The following is a 19,125-nucleotide window of genomic DNA, read 5'->3' as shown; positions in this document are numbered from 1 at the left end:
CTCGGGTGAGGAACACGCGGAGTGAGACGCGGGGTACGGGCCGAATTCCACCCGGGTGATAGAACCGCGCGGGTGATGCCGGTTCACCCCGGTGCCATCGACTCTGACGGTGCTGTCACTTGCCGTATGCCCTCCCATCCCGCCGAAGGGGGAGGCCATGTCGACGACCGCCGGGACGCCGGAGAACGCCACCGCCGTTCCCCCGAGACCAGAGTGGATCATCGAGCGGCCGAGGCCGGCCGCCCGGCTGGAGAAGGGCGTCCGAGGGCCCCTGACCGTGGTCACCGGACCGCCGGGCGCGGGCAAGACGGCCCTCGTCGCGGCCTGGGCGCGCACCAGGGAACCGCTCGGCGGCCTGGCCTGGGCGACCTGTGACGGCGGGATGGAACCCGGGCCGTTCTGGTCGCGGGTGCTCCGTGCGCTGGTGCGCGCCGGGCTGGTCGATCCCGCGATCGTCCCGGTGGCGGACCGGCCCGGGGGCGCCGACGAGCTGTTCATCGCCGACCTGGCGGCGGCGCTGACCGGACGGCCGGACGGGGCGATCCTCGTCCTGGACGACTTCCAGGCGCCGCTCAGCCCCGTCGTGGTCCATGGCCTGGCCGCCCTCGTCGAGCAGGCGCGGCCCACGCTCCGGCTCGTCCTCGTCGGGCGGCACGATCCGCCGCTGGCCCTGCACCGTTACCGGCTCGCCCAGGAGCTCACCGAGATCCGCCGTGACACGCTGGCGTTCGGGCATCGCGAGACCAGGGAGTTGCTGGCCCAGCACCGGGTGGAGCTGCCCGCGCCGGCGCTGGAGGCCCTGCACCGCCGCACCGAGGGGTGGGCGGCGGGCCTGCGCATGGCCGCCATGTCGATGGAGACGCATCCGAACCCGGAGTCGTTCGTCGAGCACTTCGCGGGCGACGACCAGGCCGTCGTCGGCTATCTCGTCGAGCAGATCCTGGACGCGCGGCCGGATCCGGTCCGCCGCGTCCTGCTGCGCACCAGCGTCCCTGACCGGATCACCGCCGAACTGGCCGTGGAGCTCGCGGGAGCGCAGGCCGGCCGCCTGTTCCCCGAGCTGGTGCGGCAGAACGCCTTCGTCCAGCCGCTGGGCGGCGGCTGGTACCGCTACCAGCGGATGTTCGCCGAGGCTCTGCGCGTCGTCCTCAGGCACGAGATGCCGGGCGAGGTCGCCGGGCTGAACGCGCGGGCCGCCCGCTGGTTCGGTGCCGCGGGCCTGCTGGCCGAGGCGGTGCGGCACGCGGCGCGCGCGGGCGACTGGCAGTACGCCTGCGGGCTGGTGGTCGACCGGCTGGCGGTGGGGGAGCTGCTCGGGCTCGCCGGTGACGGTTCGCTGACGGAGGCCTTTCGCGGCGTGCCGGCGGCGATGGCGGCCGCGGCCGCCGCGCCGGAGCCGGCGCTGGTCGCGGCGGCCGAGGCGTTCGGCCGGGGCGACGACCGGGCGTGCGCGCGGGCGCTGGGCCGGGCCGAGGAACTCCTCGCCGCGCTGCCGGACGACGGGCACTCCCATGCGGCGGCCCGGCTGACCGCGACGCTCCTTCGCGTCGTCCGCGCCAGGCCGGACGCCGACGGCTCGCTCCGGACCCTGCTGGCGGACGCGGACGCGGCGCTCGCCGGATTCCCGGCGGAGCTGACGGCCCGGCGGCCCGAGTTGCGCGCGCTCGTGAACGGCACGCGCGGGACGCTGGACTTCCGGGCCGGCAGGCTGGCCGAGGCCGCGACGTCCTTCCGGGCCGCCGTCCAGACGACGGCGGGCACGGGCGCCGACTTCGAGCGCCGCACCGGGCTGGGATACCTGACCCTCGTCGAGGCGCTCTCCGGCCGCTTCAGGCGGGCCGCCGACCTCGCCGGCAAGGCCGCCCGCCTGCCCGACGCCGCGGGCCCGACCGCCGGCCGGCTCGCCGCACCGGCGCATCTGGCGCGCGCCTGGACCTGCCTGGAGGGGTACGAGCTGTCGGTGACGAGGAAGGAGCTCGACCGGGCGGAGCTGGCGATCCGGGACGCGTGGGAAGGCGCCCAGCACCCCGCCGACCCGTGTCTCACCGCTCTCCACGGTCTCGTGAGCGCTCGCGTGGAACTGGCCGAGGGCCGGGCCGACCGGGCCCTGGAACGGCTGGTCGCGGCGCACCAGTTGGCGCCACCGGCCTGGGTGGCCCGCAGGCTCCTGCTCGCGGAGGCCGAAGTCCTGCTCGTGAAGGGGGAGAACGCGGCGGCCCGCGAGGCCGCCGGCCGCGCCGGAGCGGATGACACGGCGGCCGCAGTGGTCGTGACGGCGCAGGCGCAGTTCGGCCTCGGCGACGCCATGACCGCGGCCGGGACGCTGCACCCCCTGCTCGCCGAGTCGGTGGTGGTCCCGCCGGACATCCGGGTGACGGCCTGGCTCCTGGACGCCCGCCTCTCGTACACCGGCGGGGACGTCTCACGCGGGCGCCGGTCGCTCGATCGGGCGCTCCGCCTCGGGGAACGGGAAGGGATCCTGTTGCCGTTCGCCCTCGCGGCCGGTTGGATGCGGCCCGTCCTGCGGCGGGACGGCGAGCTCAGGCGCGCCCACCGGCGGATCCTGGAGCCGGTGGGGCTCGGCGGCGAGACGCCCGAGACCGAGCGGGGCGACGGCGAGGCCGCGATCGTCGGCCACCTCAGCGCACGGGAGCTGGAGGTGCTCGGCCATCTCGCCGGCATGCTGACCACCGAGGAGATCGCGCTGGAGATGTACGTCTCGGTCAACACGGTCAAGACGCACCTGAAGAGCATCTACCGCAAGCTCGCCGTGACGCGGCGCGGAGACGCGGTCAGGCGTGCCCGGCAGATGTCGCTTCTCTGACACGCGCGCTCCCGGCCTCTGCCGCGCGCTCCCGATCTCTGCCGCGCGCTTGCGGCGTCGAGGCGCGCCTGCGGCGTCCGGCTACCTGATGATCTTCAGATCCCGTGCCCGCTGGATCGCCTCGGTCCGCGACGAGGCGCCGAGCTTGCGGTAGATGGCGCGGGTATGGGTCTTGATCGTGTTGACCGACAGGAAGAGCCGATCGCCGATGTCGCGGAGCGACTGGTCGCCCGCGAGCAGCCGCAGCACGGTCTCCTCACGCTCGGTCAGCGGCTCCGGATAGGGGATCCGGTCCGTCCGGGCCGCGGCCGCGATGCGCCTCTCCAGGTCACCGAGCCGGACGCGCAAGGGGTCCCGGGGATCGGAGAGGGTGGCGAGGACCTCGCGAGCCTGGTCCGTCAGCACGCTCGCCTCGCGATGGTCGCCGGTGTCCAGTTCCAGCTCCGCGAGGGCCAGCAGGCTGTTGACCGTCGGCCAGGGCGACAGGCCGACCGTTCGCCAGCGGATCCGGAGGGAGTGCTCCAGGTCGGCGCGGCCCTGATCGAGGTTCCCGGTCCGGAGGGCGACCACGCCGAGGGCGGTGAAGACCAGGGAGAAGGCCGGAGCCTTCCGCAGCCCGAGCTCCTCCACGTTCGTCCGCGCCACCTGCGCGAGCACCTCGGCGTGCGCGATCCGGCCCAGGTCGCTCTCGGCGAGCGAAAGGACGGCCAAGCAGAGGATGTGCACCAGCGGTGCGGCGTCCCGGCTCTGCGCGGCCTCCTCCAGCGGGAGGATCGCGCGCTCCGGCTCCCCGCTCAGGTAGCGGCCGTATCCGAGGTTCAGCCGCGCGTGAGCGAACCATGGCGAGGAGGGGTCGTCCTCGATCGCCACCGCCGTCTCCGCCGCGTCCACCATGCCCGGCACGCCGTCGAAGCCGAAGTCGCTGCGGACCAGGGCGACGGCCGACCGAAGCGACCGGGTGCCGTCGGGAAGGGGACCGTTGTGGCCGAGCTTCTCGGCCACGTCGAGCCAGCGGCGGGTGCCGTGCCGGTCGCCGTTCATCGCGGCGACGCGGGCGGCGCAGAGGGCCGCCACCGGCGCCCGCCCGATCCGGTCGTCGCCGATCGCGTCGAGCCAGCCCTGGACGCGGGCCGGCCGGCCCGCCGCCGCGAGACCGGCGAAGCCGCGGGCGATGAGGTCGAGCGCCCGGTCCTCGTCGGCCGCGGCCAGGGCGTGGTCGATCGCCTCCTCGGGCATCCCGTGCCGGTCGTACCAGTCGCTCGCCCGGCGATGCAGCCGCGGGACGAGCCCCGGTTCGGTCCCGTTCAGCTGGTCGAGGAGGAAGTCCCGGAAGACGTGCCGGTAGCGATACCACGTCCGGTTGTCGTCCAGCGGCACCACGAAGAGGCCGGCGCGTTCGGCGCGTTCGATGAAGAAGGCGGAGCCCCCGCTGCCCATGACGGCGTCGCACAGCGGCCCGCAGAACCGGCCGAGCACCGACGTCCTGGTGAGGAACCCGCGCACGTCGAGGGGCAGCGCCGCGAGGACCTCCTCGGCGAGGTAGTCGATGACGTGCCTGTTGGTCCCGCTGAACGTCGCGACGAACGCGACGGGATCGGCCGCGTCGCGCAGCGACAGCGCGGCCAGATGGATGCCGGCGGGCCAGCCCTCGGTGCAGGCCAGCAGCTTCTCCATCTCCGGGCAGCGCAGGCGGACGCCGCTCACCCGCTCGATGAGGCGGCCCGCCTCCGCGGGCCCGAAGGTGAGGTCATCGGTGCGGATCTCGGCCAGCTCGCCCGAGATCCGGTAGCGGCTCAGCGGCAGCGCCGGCTCGGTGCGGGCGATCAGGACGAGCTGGAGACCCGGCGGAGGCTCGGCGATGAAGGCGGCGATCTGGTCGAGGCACGCCGGATGGCGGATGGCGTCGAAGCGGTCGAGCACGAGCACGAGTGACGCGCTCTCGGGGGCGCCGACCTCGCCGAGTCCCTGCTCGACGGCGGCCCAGAGCCGCTCCGGAGAGTCGTCGGCCCGATCGAGCGAGATCCACGCGTACGGCCTGGTCTCCTCCTGACTGTCGAGCCACTGCGCCACCAGTGTGCTCTTTCCGTAACCGGGCGGCGCGCAGACGAGCACGAGGCGAGCGTTGCGCCGTCCCGCCAGGAGCCGCACGAGAGCGGGACGTTCGCTCCACTCCGTGCGAAGCGGCGGGGGTCGATGCCTGGTCGTGAGGCCCGTGTCCGCGATGCGCAGGCGAATGGGTTTCATGTCCAGCCCGACCTTCTAGCCGGGAGCTTTGATGAGTCGATCGTCTGCGCGGCGCGCCCGATCGTCAAGGCGCGCCCGCCGGATTCCGGGGCCGTTCCATCGGCGTCCGGGCCCGCGCGAGCTCCTCCGCGGCGGGTGATGCCGCCGTACCGCACGCCGGGTCAACGTTGCCTCACCCGATGGGAGGCAGGCGCATGTCCGAGCAGCAGCATCGAGAGACGCGGTCGCCCGAAGCACAGCAGGAACGGCAGCCCGGGGAATGGCCGCGGCCCGGAAAAGAGGCGGGGTCCGAAAAGGAGGCGCGGCCAAGCGAAGCGGCCCAGTCCACGATCTCCGCGAGGCTCGCGGGCGGGTCGGGCGCCAGGGACGCCTGGGTGACGGGCCTGGCGCTCTTCGCGGCCGTCACGATGTTCGTCGCCGGCGTCTTCCAGGCCCTGGAGGGCCTCGCGGCGATCATCAATGACAAGTACTACGTCACCACGCCCAACTACATCTTCGAGTACGACGTCACGGCCTATGGATGGGTGCATCTGCTGGTCGGCGCGGTCCTCGCGGTCGCGGGCTACGGCACCTTCGCCGGGCACCTGTGGGGGCGCGTGATCGGCATCATCGTCGCGGTGCTGAGCGCGGTGGCGAACTTCATGTTCATCCCGTACCACCCGGTCTGGGCGATGCTCATCATCACGCTGAACGTCGCGGTGATCTGGGCCCTGTGCGTCTACTCGCACGTGTCGTCGGTGCCGGCGAGGAGGTCGTCGGCGGTGAGGTTGCCGTAGAGCACCATGAAGGCCGCGACCATGGCCGTCCACCCGGTCTGGTGGGCGGCGCCGATGCCCGCGCCGTTGTCGCCGTGGAAGTACTCGTGGAAGAGGATGAGGTCGCGCCAGTGCGGGTCGTCCTGGAAGACGTCCTGGCCGCCGTACACCGGACGCCGGCCATCGGTCCCGCGCAGGAACGCTGCCGATAGGCGCGTGGCGAGTTCTTCGCTCACCTCGTACAGCGTCATCCGCCGGCCCGACCCGGCAGGGCACTCGACGGTGAAGTCGTCGCCGTAGTAGGCGTACAGGTTGAGCAGGGCGCGGATGATGAGCGCGTTCATCGGCACCCACACCGGCCCGCGCCAGTTGGAGTTGCCGCCGAACATCCCGGAGTCGGACTCGGCGGGCAGGTAGCCGACCTCGTACGGCTGCCCGTTCGCCCAGAACCGGTACGGATGCTCCGCGTGGACGCGCGACAGCGACCGGATGCCGTACGGGCTGAGGAACTCCCCGGTGTCCAGGAGTCGCGTCAGCACCCGCCTGAGCTTGTCCTCATCCAGCAGCGACACCAGCCGGCGGCCGGCGGTGCCGGGGGTCTCGGCCGCAGACAGCCTTCTGGCCAGGTCGGGGTGGCGGCTGGCGAAAGCTCGGATCCGGTCGAGCAGGTCGCGGCGCTCACCCTCGGCGCGCGGGGTGAAGACGGTCGACGCGCAGAGCGGCAGCAGCCCGACCAGCGAGCGCACCTTCAGCCGGGTCGCGTCGCCGTTGGGAAGCCGGAGGACGTCGTAGAAGAACCCGTCCTCGTCGTCCCACATCTCGTCCTTGACGTCGCCCGCGCGATCCATCGACGCAGAGATCCAGAGGAAGTGCTCGGCGAACTTGACCGCCAGATCCTCGTAGGCCGGATCGCCGTCCGACAGTTCCGCGGCGATCTGCATCATGCCCTGCGCGTAGAACGCCATCCACGCCGTGCCGTCGGCCTGGTCCAGCGTGCCGCCGGTGGGCAGCGGGGCACTGCGGTCGAACACCCCGATGTTGTCCAGGCCCAGGAACCCGCCCTGGAAGACGTTGCGGCCGTCGGGGTCCTTGCGGTTGACCCACCAGGTGAAGTTGAGCAGCAGCTTGTGGAACACGCGCTCCAGGAAGTCGCGGTCGCCGTGCCCGGTCTGGCGTTCCTCAAGGCTGTGGATGAAGCGCGCCGCCCACGCGTGCACGGGCGGGTTGACGTCGCTGAAGTTCCACTCGTACGCCGGGATCTGCCCGTTGGCGTGCAGGTAGCGGTCACCCAGCAGCAGCTCGATCTGGTGCTTGGCCAGGTCGAGATCGACGGTGGCGAGCGCGACCGCGTGGAAGGCCAGGTCCCAGGCGGCGAACCACGGGTACTCCCACTTGTCGGGCATCACGATGATGTCGTCGGCCATCAGGTCGTACCAGCCGTGGTTGCGCATCCCCGACGGCGTCCACGGATCGAGGTGGTGCTCGCCCAGCCACTCCTCGACGTCGTACCGGTAGTACTGCTTGCTCCACAGCAGCCCGGACAGCGCCTGGCGGATCACCCGGGCCTGGTCCTCGCCGGATCCCGCCGGGGTGAGCTCGGCGTAGAAGGCGTCGGCGTCCGCGCGCCGCGCACGCATGACCTTGTCGAAGCTCGCACCGAGCGGATCGGCGGGCTGCCGGTCGGTCAGCCGCAGCCTGAGGGTCGCCTGGCCGCCGCCGGGAACGGTCAGCCGGTAGTGCGCTGCCGCCTTGGTGCCGGTACGGGCCGGATTGACCGCGCTCTCGTCGCCCTGGACGACGTAGCGGTCGAACGCGTCCTTGACGTACGGTGCGCCGTTCGAAGAGCCGAAGACCCTCTGGACGTTCGTCTCGTTCTCGGTGAACAGCAGCTCCGGCGCGTCCCCGCAGTAGAGCCGGTAGGTGCCGAGCTCTCGGTGATCGGCCTGGATCACGGCAGGCGCGGAGGAGGTGGTGGACGCGGCGGATGTGGTGGATGCGGTGGACGCAGGGGGCTGCGTCGCGGGATCCTCCGCGCGCAGGGTCGGCTTGTAGGCGTCGCCACCCCATGACCAGGTGTTGCGGAACCACAGCGTCGGCAGCACGCGCAGGACGGCCTCGTCCGGGCCGCGGTTGGCGACGGTCACCAGGACGGCGAGGTCGTTCGGCCCGGCCTTGGCGTACTCGGTGAACACGTCGAAATAGCGGTCGCCGTCGAAGATCCCGGTGTCCAGCAACTCGTACTCCAGCCCGTCCCGCCCGCGCTCGCGGTTGGTGACCACGAGGTCCTCGTACGGGTAGGCGGCCTGCGGGTACTTGTAGAGATGGCGCATGTAGGAGTGGGTCGGCGTGTTGTCGAGGTAGAAGTAGTACTCCTTGACGTCCTCGCCGTGATTGCCCTCGCCGTTGGTCAGCCCGAACGGCCGTTCCTTGAGAATCGGGTCCCGCTCGTTCCACAGCGCCAGCGACAGGCACAGCCGCTGCTTGTCGTCGCTGACGCCGCCGAGCCCGTCCTCGCCCCACCGGTAGGCCCGCGAGCGCGCATGGTCGTGGGGAAGGTAGGTCCAGGCCTCGCCGTCGCCGCTGTAGTCCTCGCGGACCGTCCCCCACTGCCGTTCGCTGAGGTAGGGACCCCAGCGCCGCCATGGCGCGTCCGGAGCAGCCGATTGCCGCAGTCGTTCTCGCTCAGCGTCCATGCTGGCAGCGTCACCCTGGCGGCGGCACGCGGACTCATCCGCCGCGGGTGATGCCAGAGGCCATGACCACGCTCACGCTGGCGCCAGGCCACCTTGGGAGGAACCATGGTCTCTGACGCCTCCGGCGGAATCCCCGCCCGAACGGTCACCGGCCCGAGCGCCACCACCCGTCTCCTGGGCACGGCCTGGGGTGTCAGTCTCGCGGCAGGGCTCCTCACCCTGGGACTGGGGATCATGGTGGTGGCCTGGCCAGAGGCCACGATCAAGGTCGTGGCGTGGCTCTTCGGCCTGCAGCTGCTCATCCTCGGCGTCTTCCGGATCGTGCAGGCGATCGTGGCGGACGACAGCGGGGGTGCCCGGGTGCTCTACGCGCTCCTCGGCGTGCTGTCGGTCCTGGTCGGCGTCCTGGTCCTGCGCCATCTGCTTCAGACGGTGGTGGTCCTGGCGCTGCTCCTCGGCACGTTCTGGCTGGTGGGCGGCATCCTCGAGTTCATCAACGCGGTGACGGACCGGCACAGCGAGCACCGGGGCTGGGCGATCGTCCTGTCGCTGCTCAGCGCGATCGCCGGGATCGTCGTGCTGACCTGGCCAGGGATGACCCTTCTGACGCTGACCGTCCTCACCGGCATCTGGTTCATCACCTGGGGGCTTCTCATCAGCGGGATGGCCCTCTGGCTGCGCTACGGCGCCGACTAGGCGGATCGGGTCCGGGCTAGGTGGAGCGGGCTTCGACCCTGCCGTCGCGGACGGCGTCGACGAGGGCCTGATGGTCGCGTTCGTTCTGGTCCGCGTAGGCCTCGGCGAACGAGGCGAGCGCGCGGTCGAAGATGTCGCGGCCGCCGAGGTAGGACGCGATGGCGATCGGGTCGCCGGAACGGGCGTGGGCACGTGCCAGCGAAGCGCCGCACAGATGCCCGAAGAGCGCCATCAGGCCCGGGGACATCGTCTCGGGCTGGGCGATGCCCTTCCAGTCGCGGAGCTGGCGCACGTAGAAGTCGCGCGGCCGCCCGTCGATGCCCGAGACCGCCTGCCAGCCCAGGAAGATGTCGCTGGCCGCCTGCATCAAGCGCTGCCCGGCGACGACGCGTTCGCCCTGGTTCTCGTACTCGCTCGCGCCGGCGTACGGAGCCAGCACGGACTCGGAGGCCTCCTTGGCCTGCAACAGCAGGGCGTCCTCGTCGTCCCTGCCCAGCATGAGGATGATCCAGCAGCGGGTGCCCACGCTGCCGACACCGACGACCTTGCGCGCCATGTCGACCACCCGGTAGCGGCTCAGCAGGTGGCGGCGCTCGGAGGCCAGGCTGCGCCCGTAGTCCGCGACGAGCGCGCGCAGGGCTTCTTCGAGCCGGTTCTCCTCGACCCGGTTCCCCTCCTCGCCGGGAAGCAGCTCGCGTATCGGGGTGATCAACGGAGGATCCGAGGCGATCCGCCGCGCGCCGTCCACCACGCGGGTCAGCTTCACGAAGGCCTGCGCGCTCGTGCGGGTGCGGGCCCGGGCCGCCGCCGCGGCGGCCCGGCGGCGGGCGTCGCCGCTCACCCGTTTCGACTGGACGGCGCCGAGCTGGTCGGCATCGTCCAGCGCGTACCAGACGTCGAGCGTCCGCATGCCCGCGAACTCGCGCATCCGCTCCCGGTACCCGCGCACGCAGTCCATCACGACGGCGGCGCGTTGCCTGCGCGGGAAGCCGTTGGCGCGACCGGCGATCACCAGGCTCGCGGCCAGCCGCTTGACGTCCCACTCCCACGGGCCGGGCAGCGTCTCGTCGAAGTCGTTGATGTCGAACATCAGATGGCGTTCGGGGGAGGCGAGCAGCCGGAAGTTCAGCAGGTGCGCGTCGCCGCACAGCTGGGCGGTGATCCCCGTGTGGGGGAGGGCCCCGAGATCGGCGGCCATGATCGCGGCCGCGCCCCGGTAGAAGCGGAACGGGGACTCCAGCATGCGGCCGTAACGGATCGGCACGAGCTCGGGGAGCCGGGCGGCGGACTGGCGCTCGATGATGTCGACGGGATCGGCCCGCTTCTCGGCGGCCTCGTACACGCCGTGGCTGGAACGAGGCCGCTGGGCGCGGGCCTCCTTCCCGTACGCGGCGCGTTCGGACGGGGTGAGCGGGGTGAGCGTGGTGGTGCTGTTCGTGGTCATGGACGGCCCCCTTCCTCGCCGGAGGATCGCCGACCCGCCGGTGGCTCGGCATCACCTGCCCGAGGTGATGCCGAGCCGGAGCGCGGCCGGTGGGATGACTCCGTGGAGGCTTCCAGGAACACGTTCGACGAGACGCGGGACGGGGTCGCGTGGTGGCGCAGGCAGGGGGCCGCCGCGCGCCTGGCCGTGGCGTTCGGCTCGGCGGCGGTGCTCACGATGTTGCTGTCCGCCGGGCTCAGGAGCATCACGTTGCTGCTCACCGGGGCCGCGGGGCTGATCGTCACCGCTGCCGCGCTGTGGTGGGCGCTGGCGCACCGGGGCATCGTCCGGGCGCTGGCCGTTCTCCTGGCGGTGGCAGTGCCGATCGCCGTCCTGGCGCGTTATGCCGTGCTCGACCTGCTGTGGGTGGTGCTGCTCACGATCGGCCTGTGGTCGCTGGCGATACTGACCGGACGGGCCGCCCTCCGGTGGGACGCGCGGCCCGCAGGCCCTGCGGAGCATCCGGTCCCGCCGCCGAGCAGGCCCTTCCTGATCATGAATCCGCGGTCGGGGGACGGGAAGGTCGGGAAGTTCCGGCTGGCGGAGAAGGCCCGCGCGCTGGGCGCGGACGTCGTGGTGCTCGACCCCGCCCATCCCCGGGACGTCGCCGACCTGGCGCGTGCCGCACTGGCCGACGGCGCCGACCTGCTCGGCGTCGCGGGCGGCGACGGAACGCAGGCGCTGGTCGCGGGCGTGGCGGCGCGAAGCGGCACCCCGTTCATGGTCATCTCGGCAGGGACCCGCAACCACTTCGCGATGGACCTGGGCCTGGACCGGGAGGACCCGTCGACCTGCCTGGACGCGCTCACCGACGGTGTCGAGCTCCACGTCGACCTCGGATTCGTCGGCGGCCGGGTCTTCGTCAACAACGCCTCGTTCGGCGCGTACGCGGCCGTCGTGCAGAGCCCTCACTACCGCGCCGACAAGGTGCGGACCACGATGGAGCTCCTCCCCGAGCTGCTGACCCACCACACCGGGCCGCGCCTGACGGTGACGGTGACGGTGACGGTGGGGAGCGTCACCATCGACGCCCCGCAGGCCGTGCTGGTGAGCAACAACCCGTACCAGGGCGGCGACCTCGCCGGCCTCGGCCGCCGCGAGCGCCTCGACACCGGGGAGCTGGGCGTTCTGGGCGTCACTGTCGACAATGCCGCCCAGGCCGCCGGCCTGCTCCGCGGCCGGCACGGCACCGGCCTGCTCGCGCTGACCGCCGCGAAGGTCGCCGTCGACGCCGACGTCCCCGAGATCCCGGTCGGCGTCGACGGTGAGGCGCTGCTCTTGCCGACCCCGGTCGACTGCCGGATCGAGCCGGGTGCTCTGCGCGTACGGGTACCTCGCCACCGCCGTCCGGCGCCGGTGTCGAAACCGCGGCTGGACTGGCATCGGCTCGTCCAGCTCGCATTCACCTGGAATGGCCGCCGCCACAAGGCCGTAGAGAGCGGCGAGGTCGTGCAGAGCGGTCAGGTCGCGCAGAGCGGCGAGGCCGTGGAGAGCGGCGAGGCCGCGAAGAAGGGACGGTCCGACCATGGCTGACGAGAGGGCGGAGCGCATCGCGGCGTTCATCAAGCCCCTGCGGGTCGCACCCGGATCGAAGGTGGACCTGCTCCAGGACTTCGATCCGGGCTACAAGGCGGGGCTGTTGAAGAAGAAGGACGGCGTGGAACTCCTGCGCACCGGCATCGAACTGCTGGCCGACTACCAGCGGCGCCTGGCCGCCCAGAGGACCCACGGCGTGCTGATGTGCCTGCAGGCGCTGGACGCGGGAGGCAAGGACGGCACGATCCGGCACGTGATGAGCGGTGTGAACCCGCAGGGCGTGCACGTGGCCGGTTTCAAGGTGCCGTCGGCCGGCGAGCTCGACCACGACTACCTGTGGCGCTACGTCAGCGACCTGCCCAGGCGCGGGGAGATCGGCATCTTCAACCGTTCCCACTACGAGGAGGTGCTGGTGGTACGCGTCCATCCCGAGCACCTGGACCGCCAGGAGCTCCCGCCGGAGGCCATGGGCGAACGGATCTGGGAACGGCGGTACCGGGAGATCAACGACTGGGAGCGCCACCTGACCGAGAACGGGTTCAGCGTCGTGAAGCTCTTCCTCAACCTGTCGAAGGAAGAGCAGCGGACCCGTTTCCTGAAGCGCATCGACGTGCCGGAGCGCAACTGGAAGTTCTCGGCGTCGGACGTGCGCGAGCGGACGTACTGGGACGACTACCAGCGCGCGTTCTCGCAGATGCTGTCGGCCACGAGCACGCGCTGGGCACCGTGGTACGTCATCCCCGCCGACCGGAAGTGGGTCGCGCGCATCTGCGCCGCCGCGGTGCTCGCCCACACGCTCATCGACATCGACCCGCGGTATCCGGAGGTGAGCAAGAAGGCGCACCGTGAGCTGGCGGAGGTCAAGCAGGACCTGGAGGACGAGGCGCCCGCGGGCGCGGCGGCCGATCCGTACGCGGCCTCGGTGGCCGGTGCGCACAACGGTGGCAGGAGCCGGACCAAGGGCAAGAAGGCGAAGAAGAAGAGGGAGAAGGAGAAGGGGAGGAAAAAGGAAAGAAAGCAGACCTTGGGGGCCGGCGGGCGGCACGGCCGATGACCGCACGCAGGGAAAAGAGGACCGCGAAAACGGGCGCCCCGGGAACGGGCGTCTCGGGAACGGGCGTCTCGGGAACGGGCGTCTCGGAAACGGGCACAGGAACGGGCACTGCGGGAACGCGCACCGCGAACTGGTACGCGCGTTCACCCGAAGTGGTGGCCGCGGCGTTCGGCGTCGACCCGGCGACGGGTCTTCCGGCCGCGAAGGCAGCCGAACTGCTGGCGAAGAACGGCCCGAACGCGCTGCCGGAGGAGAAGCCCGAGCCGGGGTGGACGCGGCTGCTCGCGCAGTACCGCAGCTACATGCAGATCATCCTGGTCGCGGCCGTGGTCGTGTCACTGGCGATCCAGGAGTGGGGCACCGCCGTCCTGCTGGTGGTCCTCACCCTGGTGAACGCGGTGATCGGGATGCGGCAGGAGGGCAAGGCCGAGAGCGCCATGAACGCCCTCAAGTCGATGATGAAGGCGACGGCCCGGGTGCGCCGCGACGGGACGGAGGCGGAGATCCCGGCCGAGGAGGTGGTCGTGGGCGACGTCGTCCTGATCGCCGCGGGGGACGAGGTGCCCGCGGACGGCCGGATCGTCGCGGCCAGCGCGCTCCAGATCGACGAGTCCGCGCTGACAGGCGAGAGCACGCCCGCCGCCAAGGACGCCGGGACGCTGTCCGCCGGCCGCTCGGGCGCTGACCGCTCGGGCCTCGCCGGCCGCCTGGGGCCCGGCGACCAGACCAACATGGCGTTCATGAACACGCCCGTCACGCACGGCAGCGGAACGGTGGTCGTGACCGGCACCGGCTCCGGCACCGAGCTCGGGAAGATCTCCGGGATGCTGTCGGCCACAGAGCGGGAGGAGTCGCCGCTGACCAAGGAGCTCAACCGGCTCACCCTGTGGATCGCGGGTGCGGCCGGCCTGACGATGGTGGTGATGTTCGTCCTGGGCCGGGCCCGCGGGGAGGCCTGGGACGCGCTGTTCGTGGCGGCGGTCTCGCTGGCCATCGCGGCCATCCCCGAAGCGCTGCCCACGGTGACGCAGACCATCCTGTCGCTCGGCGGCGTCGACCTGGCCAAGCGCAACGCGATCGTGAAGGACCTGCCCTCGGTCGAGACGCTCGGCTTCACGTCCGCCATCAACTCCGACAAGACCGGCACGCTGACCATGAACCAGATGACCGCCGTGGAGGTGATCGACCCGGGCGACCGGTACACGATCTCCGGTATCGGCTACGGCCTCGACGGCAAGGTCCATCATGCGGCCGGCAGCTCGCCGTCCATCGAGGACGCGGTCCTGCCGTACCTCGTCGCCAACGACGCCAAGCTGGTGAACGGCGAGGTCGTCGGCGATCCCACCGAGGGCGCGCTGCTGGTGCTCGCCCACAAGGCCGGCCTCGACCCCGACGCGACCCTCGAACGGCTGCCCCGGCTGGCGACCCTGCCGTTCGATCCGACCTACAAGCTGATGGCCACGTTCAACTCGGCGACGGACGCGGCCGGCGAGCCGGTCGTGCGATGCTTCGTGAAAGGCGCGGCTCCGGCGTTGCTGTCGCGCGCGGCCACGGCCCTTTCCGGCGGTGCGGAGATTCCGTGGGACAAAGCCCTCGACGAACGGGCCCAGGAACATGTCGAACGCATGGGAGCCGCGGGGCGGCGCGTGATGGCCGCGGCCACCCGTGACCTCGACCCGGCCACGTTCGACGCGGCCGGGGACCTGCTCGGCTACGTCACCGACCTGCGGATGACGAGCCTCGTCGGCATGGTCGATCCGCCCCGCGACTCGTCCCGCGCCGCGGTCGCCGACGCGCAGGCGGCGCACATCCGCGTCCGGATGGTGACGGGGGACGACGTCGTCACGGGCGCCGCCATCGCCGAGCAGGTCGGCATCAAGGGCGAGGCCATCCTCGGCGCCGACTTCGCCGCGCTGTCCGAAGCCGAACGGCTGGCCCGGATCGACGACATCGGTGTGGTCGGCCGCGTCGCCCCCGAACACAAGGTTCTTCTCGCCGACACCCTGAAGAAGAAGGGCGAGGTGGTGGCCATGACGGGAGACGGCGTGAACGACGCGCCGGCCATCAAGGCCGCCGACATCGGGATCGCCATGGGCTCCGGCACCGAGGTGGCCAAGAACGCCGGACGGATGATCCTGTCCGACGACGACTTCGCCAGCATCGTCTTCGCGGTGGAACAGGGCCGCAAGATCTACGACAACCTCGCCAAATACGTGCGGTTCGTCCTGGTACTGCTGGTGGTCTTCGTCCTGACGTTCCTGGGCGCGACGCTGTTCAACATCGCGGCCGGAGAGCCGTTCACCCCCGCACAGGTGTTGTGGGTGCACTTCGTCGTGAACGCCGCGTTCGGCTTCGCGCTCGGCTTCGACCGCGAGAGCCCCGGCCTCATGGCGCGCCGCCCCCGGCCGCGCGGCGAGCCGCTCATGACGACCGGCGTGATGGTCACGGTGGGCCTGGCCGGGCTGGCCATCAGCATCGGCCTGCTTCTGATGATCAAGGTCGGCGAGTGGCAGTACGGCAGCCTCGCCATCGGCAACTCCATCGCGTTCACCGCGTTCGCGCTCTGCCTGATCGTCGCCGCCGTCGAATGCCGCAACGAGACCGAGACGGCCCTGACCACCGCCACCTTCGACAGCAAGCACATGAACTGGACGATGCTCGGCGAGTTCGCGCTCGCCGTGGCGGCCACGCAGATGGACGGCTTCCAGAGGCTGCTGGGAACGACCGAGCTAGATCTGGGCCAGTTCGGGTGGGCACTTGTACCGGCTTTGGCATTGCTGGCGCTATGGGAGACCGGCAAACTAACCGCCCGAACCCTCACCGCCGACAGCCCGACCAGCGGCAAGACCCCAGACCATGAGCCCACAGACCACAAGCCCACCGCCCGTGGGTCTACCGCCAGCAGTTCCACCGGCCCTGGGTCCAGCGGTGGCGGATCCGCCGCACGGTCCATCGGCGGCAGTTCCGCTGCCCGTGGGTCCAGCGGTGGTGGGTTGGCCGGCCGTGGATCCAGTGATGGTGGCACCGCCACACGGTCTACTGGTGGTGGGGCCACGGGTAGTCGGTCCACGGGTAGTCGGTCCACGGGTGGTCGGTCCACGGGGCGTGGGTCCGCTGGAGACGGGTCCAAGAGCGGCGGATCCCCAGGCGGCGGGTCCAAGAGTGATGGATCCACGGAGCGCGGGTCCACGAGCGACGGGTCCACAAGCGGCGAATCCACGGGTAGTGGGTCCGCTGGTGGCGGCCCCACGAGTGGCGGGCCCACAGGCGGCGGGCCCACAGGCGGTGGGTCCGCGAGCGGCGGATCCACGAGTAGTGGGTCCACTCGTGGCGGCCCCACGAGTGGCGGGCCCACAGGCGGTGGGTCCGCGAGCGGCGGGTCCGCGAGCGGCGGGTCCGCGGGTGGTGGGGCCACGAGTGGTGGGTCCACGAGTGGTGCGTCCACGGGTGGTGGGTACGCGAGCGGTGGGTCCGAGAGTGGTGCGCCCGCGGGTGGCGGGTCCGCGGGTGGTGGGTCCGCGGGTGGTGGGGCCACTAGTGGTGGGCCTCTTGGCGGCGAGGACGGCGGCCACGGGTCTACTGGTCAGGCGCGGGACGAAGCGTAGGCGGGGAGGATGACCCACGACAGCGTTGTGAGCGCGCTGGCCAGGGTGCCGGTGTTTCGCGCGGTCACCTCGTACCAGCGGGAATGGCTCGCCAAGGACATGGTCGCGGGCGTCGTCCTGACGATGCTGCTCGTGCCTCAGGGCATGGCGTACGCGGAGCTGGCGGGCCTGCCGCCCATCACCGGCCTGTACACGACGATCCTGTGCTTGATCGGCTATGCGGTGTGCGGACCGTCGCGGATCCTGGTCCTTGGCCCGGACTCCTCGCTGGGCCCCATGATCGCCGCCACGATCGTGCCGCTGCTCGCGGCGGGCGGTGACCCCGGCCGCGCGGTCGCGCTGGCGTCGATGCTCGCGATCATGGTGGCGGCCATCATGATCCTCGCGTCGGCGGCCCGGCTCGGCTTCATCGCCGACCTGATCTCCAGGCCCACGATGATCGGCTACATGAACGGCCTGGCGCTGACCATCTTCGTCGGGCAACTGCCGAAGTTGTTCGGCTTCAAGGTTGAGGGAGATGGCCTCGTCGCCGAGTGTGCCGGTTTCGTCGAAGGGCTGGCCGACGGCAAGGCGGTCACCGCCGCGGCCGTGGTGGGGATCGCCGGGATCATCCTTATTCTGGGGCTGCAACGCTGGTTGGCGAAGGTCCCGGCAGTGCTCGTCATGGTGTTGCTGGCGATTCTCGCGTCGAAGCTCTTCGACCTCAGCGAACATGGGGTCGGCACTGTGGGCGTGCTTCCGAAGGGTTTCCCGCCGTTCACCATCCCCGACGTACGGCTGGACGATCTCGCCCTGCTCTTCGCCGGGGCCCTCGGTATCGCCCTGGTTTCGCTTGCCGACACGATCTCCACCGCGTCGGCGTTCGCGGCCCGTACCGGCCAGGAGGTCCGCGGCAACCAGGAGATGGCCGGGATAGGCGCGGCCAATCTGGCGGCCGGTCTCTTCCAGGGCTTCCCGGTCAGCACGAGCGGCTCGCGTACCGCCGTGGCCGAACGTTCGGGCGCGAAGACCCAGCTCACTGGGGTCATCGGCGCCGGTTTGATCATCCTTATGCTCGTCCTGGTCCCGGGTCTCTTCCGTGATCTGCCCCAGCCCGCGCTGGCCGCCGTGGTCATCACCGCGTCGCTGTCTCTGGCCGACATCCCAGGTTCGGTACGGCTGTGGCGGCAGCGGAAGACCGAGTTCCTGCTGTCGGTGTCCGCGTTCCTCGGCGTCGCCCTGCTCGGGGTGCTGCCGGGAATCGGAATCGCCGTTGGCTTGTCGATTTTGAATGTCTTCCGGCGGTCGTGGTGGCCGTACGAGACGGTGCTCGGCCGGGTGGACGGTCTCGAAGGCTTCCACTCGATCCGCAGCTACCCGGATGCCGAACGGCTGCCCGGCCTGGTGATCTACCGTTTCGACGCCCCGCTGTTCTTCGCCAACGCCAAGACCTTCCGCGACGAGCTTCTGCGGCTCGCCAAAACGGAGCAGCCGCCCCAATGGATCGTGATCGCCGCCGAGCCGATCACGGACGTCGACACCACCGCCGCCGACGTCCTCGAAGACCTCGACGAGGCTCTGAACGCTGAGGGCATCAGCCTGATCTTCGCCGAGCTCAAGGACCCGGTACGCCGCAAGATCGAACACTACGGTCTCACCCGCACCATCGACCCGCAGCACTTCTTCCCGACGGTGGAGGCCGCCGTCACCGCTTTCCGCGTGAAAACCGGAGCCCAATGGACTTCGGCCAGCGGAACATAGGCGGGTGGGTGGGTGGGTGAGGCAGGGGCGCGCACTGGTGATTTTTATGGTGAGCATTGTGGTGGGCGCTATGGTGAGCATTAGCGGCGATTGTTTGATCCTTCGGCTGGCGTGGACGTCCGGCTGCGGATTCGCGTATGTGTGAATTGCTGATTTAGTGGCTTGCCGCTTGCCGCTTGCCGCTTGCCGCTTGCCGCTTGCCGCTGGTCATTTTGCTGCTCTTCTGCTCCGCGGCTTTGCCGCTTCGTGGTTTTCGGGGTCGGTCACCCCTCTGAAGCACCATTCCGCCCGGCTGGCAGATGGGGCGGGGCTGTAGACCCAAAAGCGGCATCGACAAGAAAGCGGGGAGCGGGCCGGGGTTTGCTCGGGTGCGTGGGGGTGGTCTGGTGGCTGAGGTTCCTGCTTTGGCCGCGCGGAGCGCGGATTCTCGGTGCCACCCCAGGTAGCAGCCCGCCTTCACCCCCTCGCGCATGACTGGACTCCCGCGACCGCAAC

10 protein-coding genes are annotated in these 19,125 nt (G+C 71.1%); 7 read left to right on the top strand and 3 right to left on the bottom strand.

All coding sequences use genetic code 11. From position 1 onward, the window contains the following. Positions 1-157: 157 nt before the first annotated feature. Complete coding sequence (locus tag ACGFNU_RS44665; protein ID WP_392602761.1) at positions 158-2,824, top strand: LuxR C-terminal-related transcriptional regulator; 2,667 nt, start codon at positions 158-160, stop codon at positions 2,822-2,824. Between the two features lie 81 nt (positions 2,825-2,905). On the opposite strand, the gene ACGFNU_RS44660 is transcribed toward ACGFNU_RS44665, so the two are convergent. Next, a complete protein-coding gene (locus ACGFNU_RS44660; protein ID WP_392602760.1) occupies positions 2,906-5,068 on the bottom strand; it encodes a LuxR C-terminal-related transcriptional regulator in 2,163 nt (720 codons plus the stop codon). A gap of 194 nt (positions 5,069-5,262) precedes the next feature. Here ACGFNU_RS44660 and ACGFNU_RS44655 point away from each other — a divergent pair, with 194 nt between their 5' ends. Further along, positions 5,263-5,844, top strand: a complete 582-nt coding sequence (locus ACGFNU_RS44655; protein ID WP_392602759.1) for a hypothetical protein — start codon at positions 5,263-5,265, stop codon at positions 5,842-5,844. Here the strand turns inward: ACGFNU_RS44655 and ACGFNU_RS44650 are convergent. After that, a complete protein-coding gene (locus ACGFNU_RS44650) occupies positions 5,787-8,516 on the bottom strand; it encodes a hypothetical protein (RefSeq protein ID WP_392602758.1) in 2,730 nt (909 codons plus the stop codon). The genes ACGFNU_RS44655 and ACGFNU_RS44650 overlap by 58 nt on opposite strands. A 105-nt stretch (positions 8,517-8,621) precedes the next feature. Between ACGFNU_RS44650 and ACGFNU_RS44645 the strand changes: the two genes are divergently transcribed. After that, positions 8,622-9,212 carry an HdeD family acid-resistance protein gene (locus ACGFNU_RS44645; RefSeq protein WP_392602757.1) on the top strand — a complete coding sequence of 197 codons (591 nt, stop codon included), beginning with the start codon at positions 8,622-8,624 and terminating at the stop codon, positions 9,210-9,212. A gap of 16 nt (positions 9,213-9,228) precedes the next feature. On the opposite strand, the gene ACGFNU_RS44640 is transcribed toward ACGFNU_RS44645, so the two are convergent. Beyond that, the gene (locus ACGFNU_RS44640) at positions 9,229-10,656 is read right to left on the bottom strand and encodes a DUF2252 domain-containing protein (protein ID WP_392602756.1); all 1,428 of its coding nucleotides are present in this window, start codon (positions 10,654-10,656) and stop codon (positions 9,229-9,231) included. Between the two features lie 102 nt (positions 10,657-10,758). On the opposite strand from ACGFNU_RS44640, the gene ACGFNU_RS44635 reads away from it, so the two are divergent. From ACGFNU_RS44635 to ACGFNU_RS44620, 4 genes are read left to right on the top strand one after another with little or no spacing between them, the layout of a single operon-like run. After that, complete coding sequence (locus ACGFNU_RS44635) at positions 10,759-12,228, top strand: diacylglycerol/lipid kinase family protein (protein ID WP_392602755.1); 1,470 nt, start codon at positions 10,759-10,761, stop codon at positions 12,226-12,228. After that, positions 12,221-13,285, top strand: a complete 1,065-nt coding sequence (locus tag ACGFNU_RS44630) for a polyphosphate kinase 2 family protein (RefSeq protein ID WP_392602754.1) — start codon at positions 12,221-12,223, stop codon at positions 13,283-13,285. Before ACGFNU_RS44635 ends, ACGFNU_RS44630 begins: the two co-directional genes overlap by 8 nt. Next, the gene (locus tag ACGFNU_RS44625; RefSeq protein ID WP_392602753.1) at positions 13,282-16,890 is read left to right on the top strand and encodes an HAD-IC family P-type ATPase; all 3,609 of its coding nucleotides are present in this window, start codon (positions 13,282-13,284) and stop codon (positions 16,888-16,890) included. The genes ACGFNU_RS44630 and ACGFNU_RS44625 overlap by 4 nt, the downstream gene beginning before the upstream one ends. Positions 16,891-16,899: 9 nt before the next feature. Further along, positions 16,900-18,630, top strand: a complete 1,731-nt coding sequence (locus ACGFNU_RS44620) for a SulP family inorganic anion transporter (RefSeq protein ID WP_392602752.1) — start codon at positions 16,900-16,902, stop codon at positions 18,628-18,630. The last annotated feature ends 495 nt before the right edge of the window (positions 18,631-19,125 follow it).

The organism is Spirillospora sp. NPDC048911 (assembly GCF_043198015.1).
In the GTDB taxonomy this organism is placed as follows: Bacteria; Actinomycetota; Actinomycetes; order Streptosporangiales; family Streptosporangiaceae; genus Spirillospora.
This window is presented reverse-complemented; position numbering and strand designations above follow the sequence as displayed.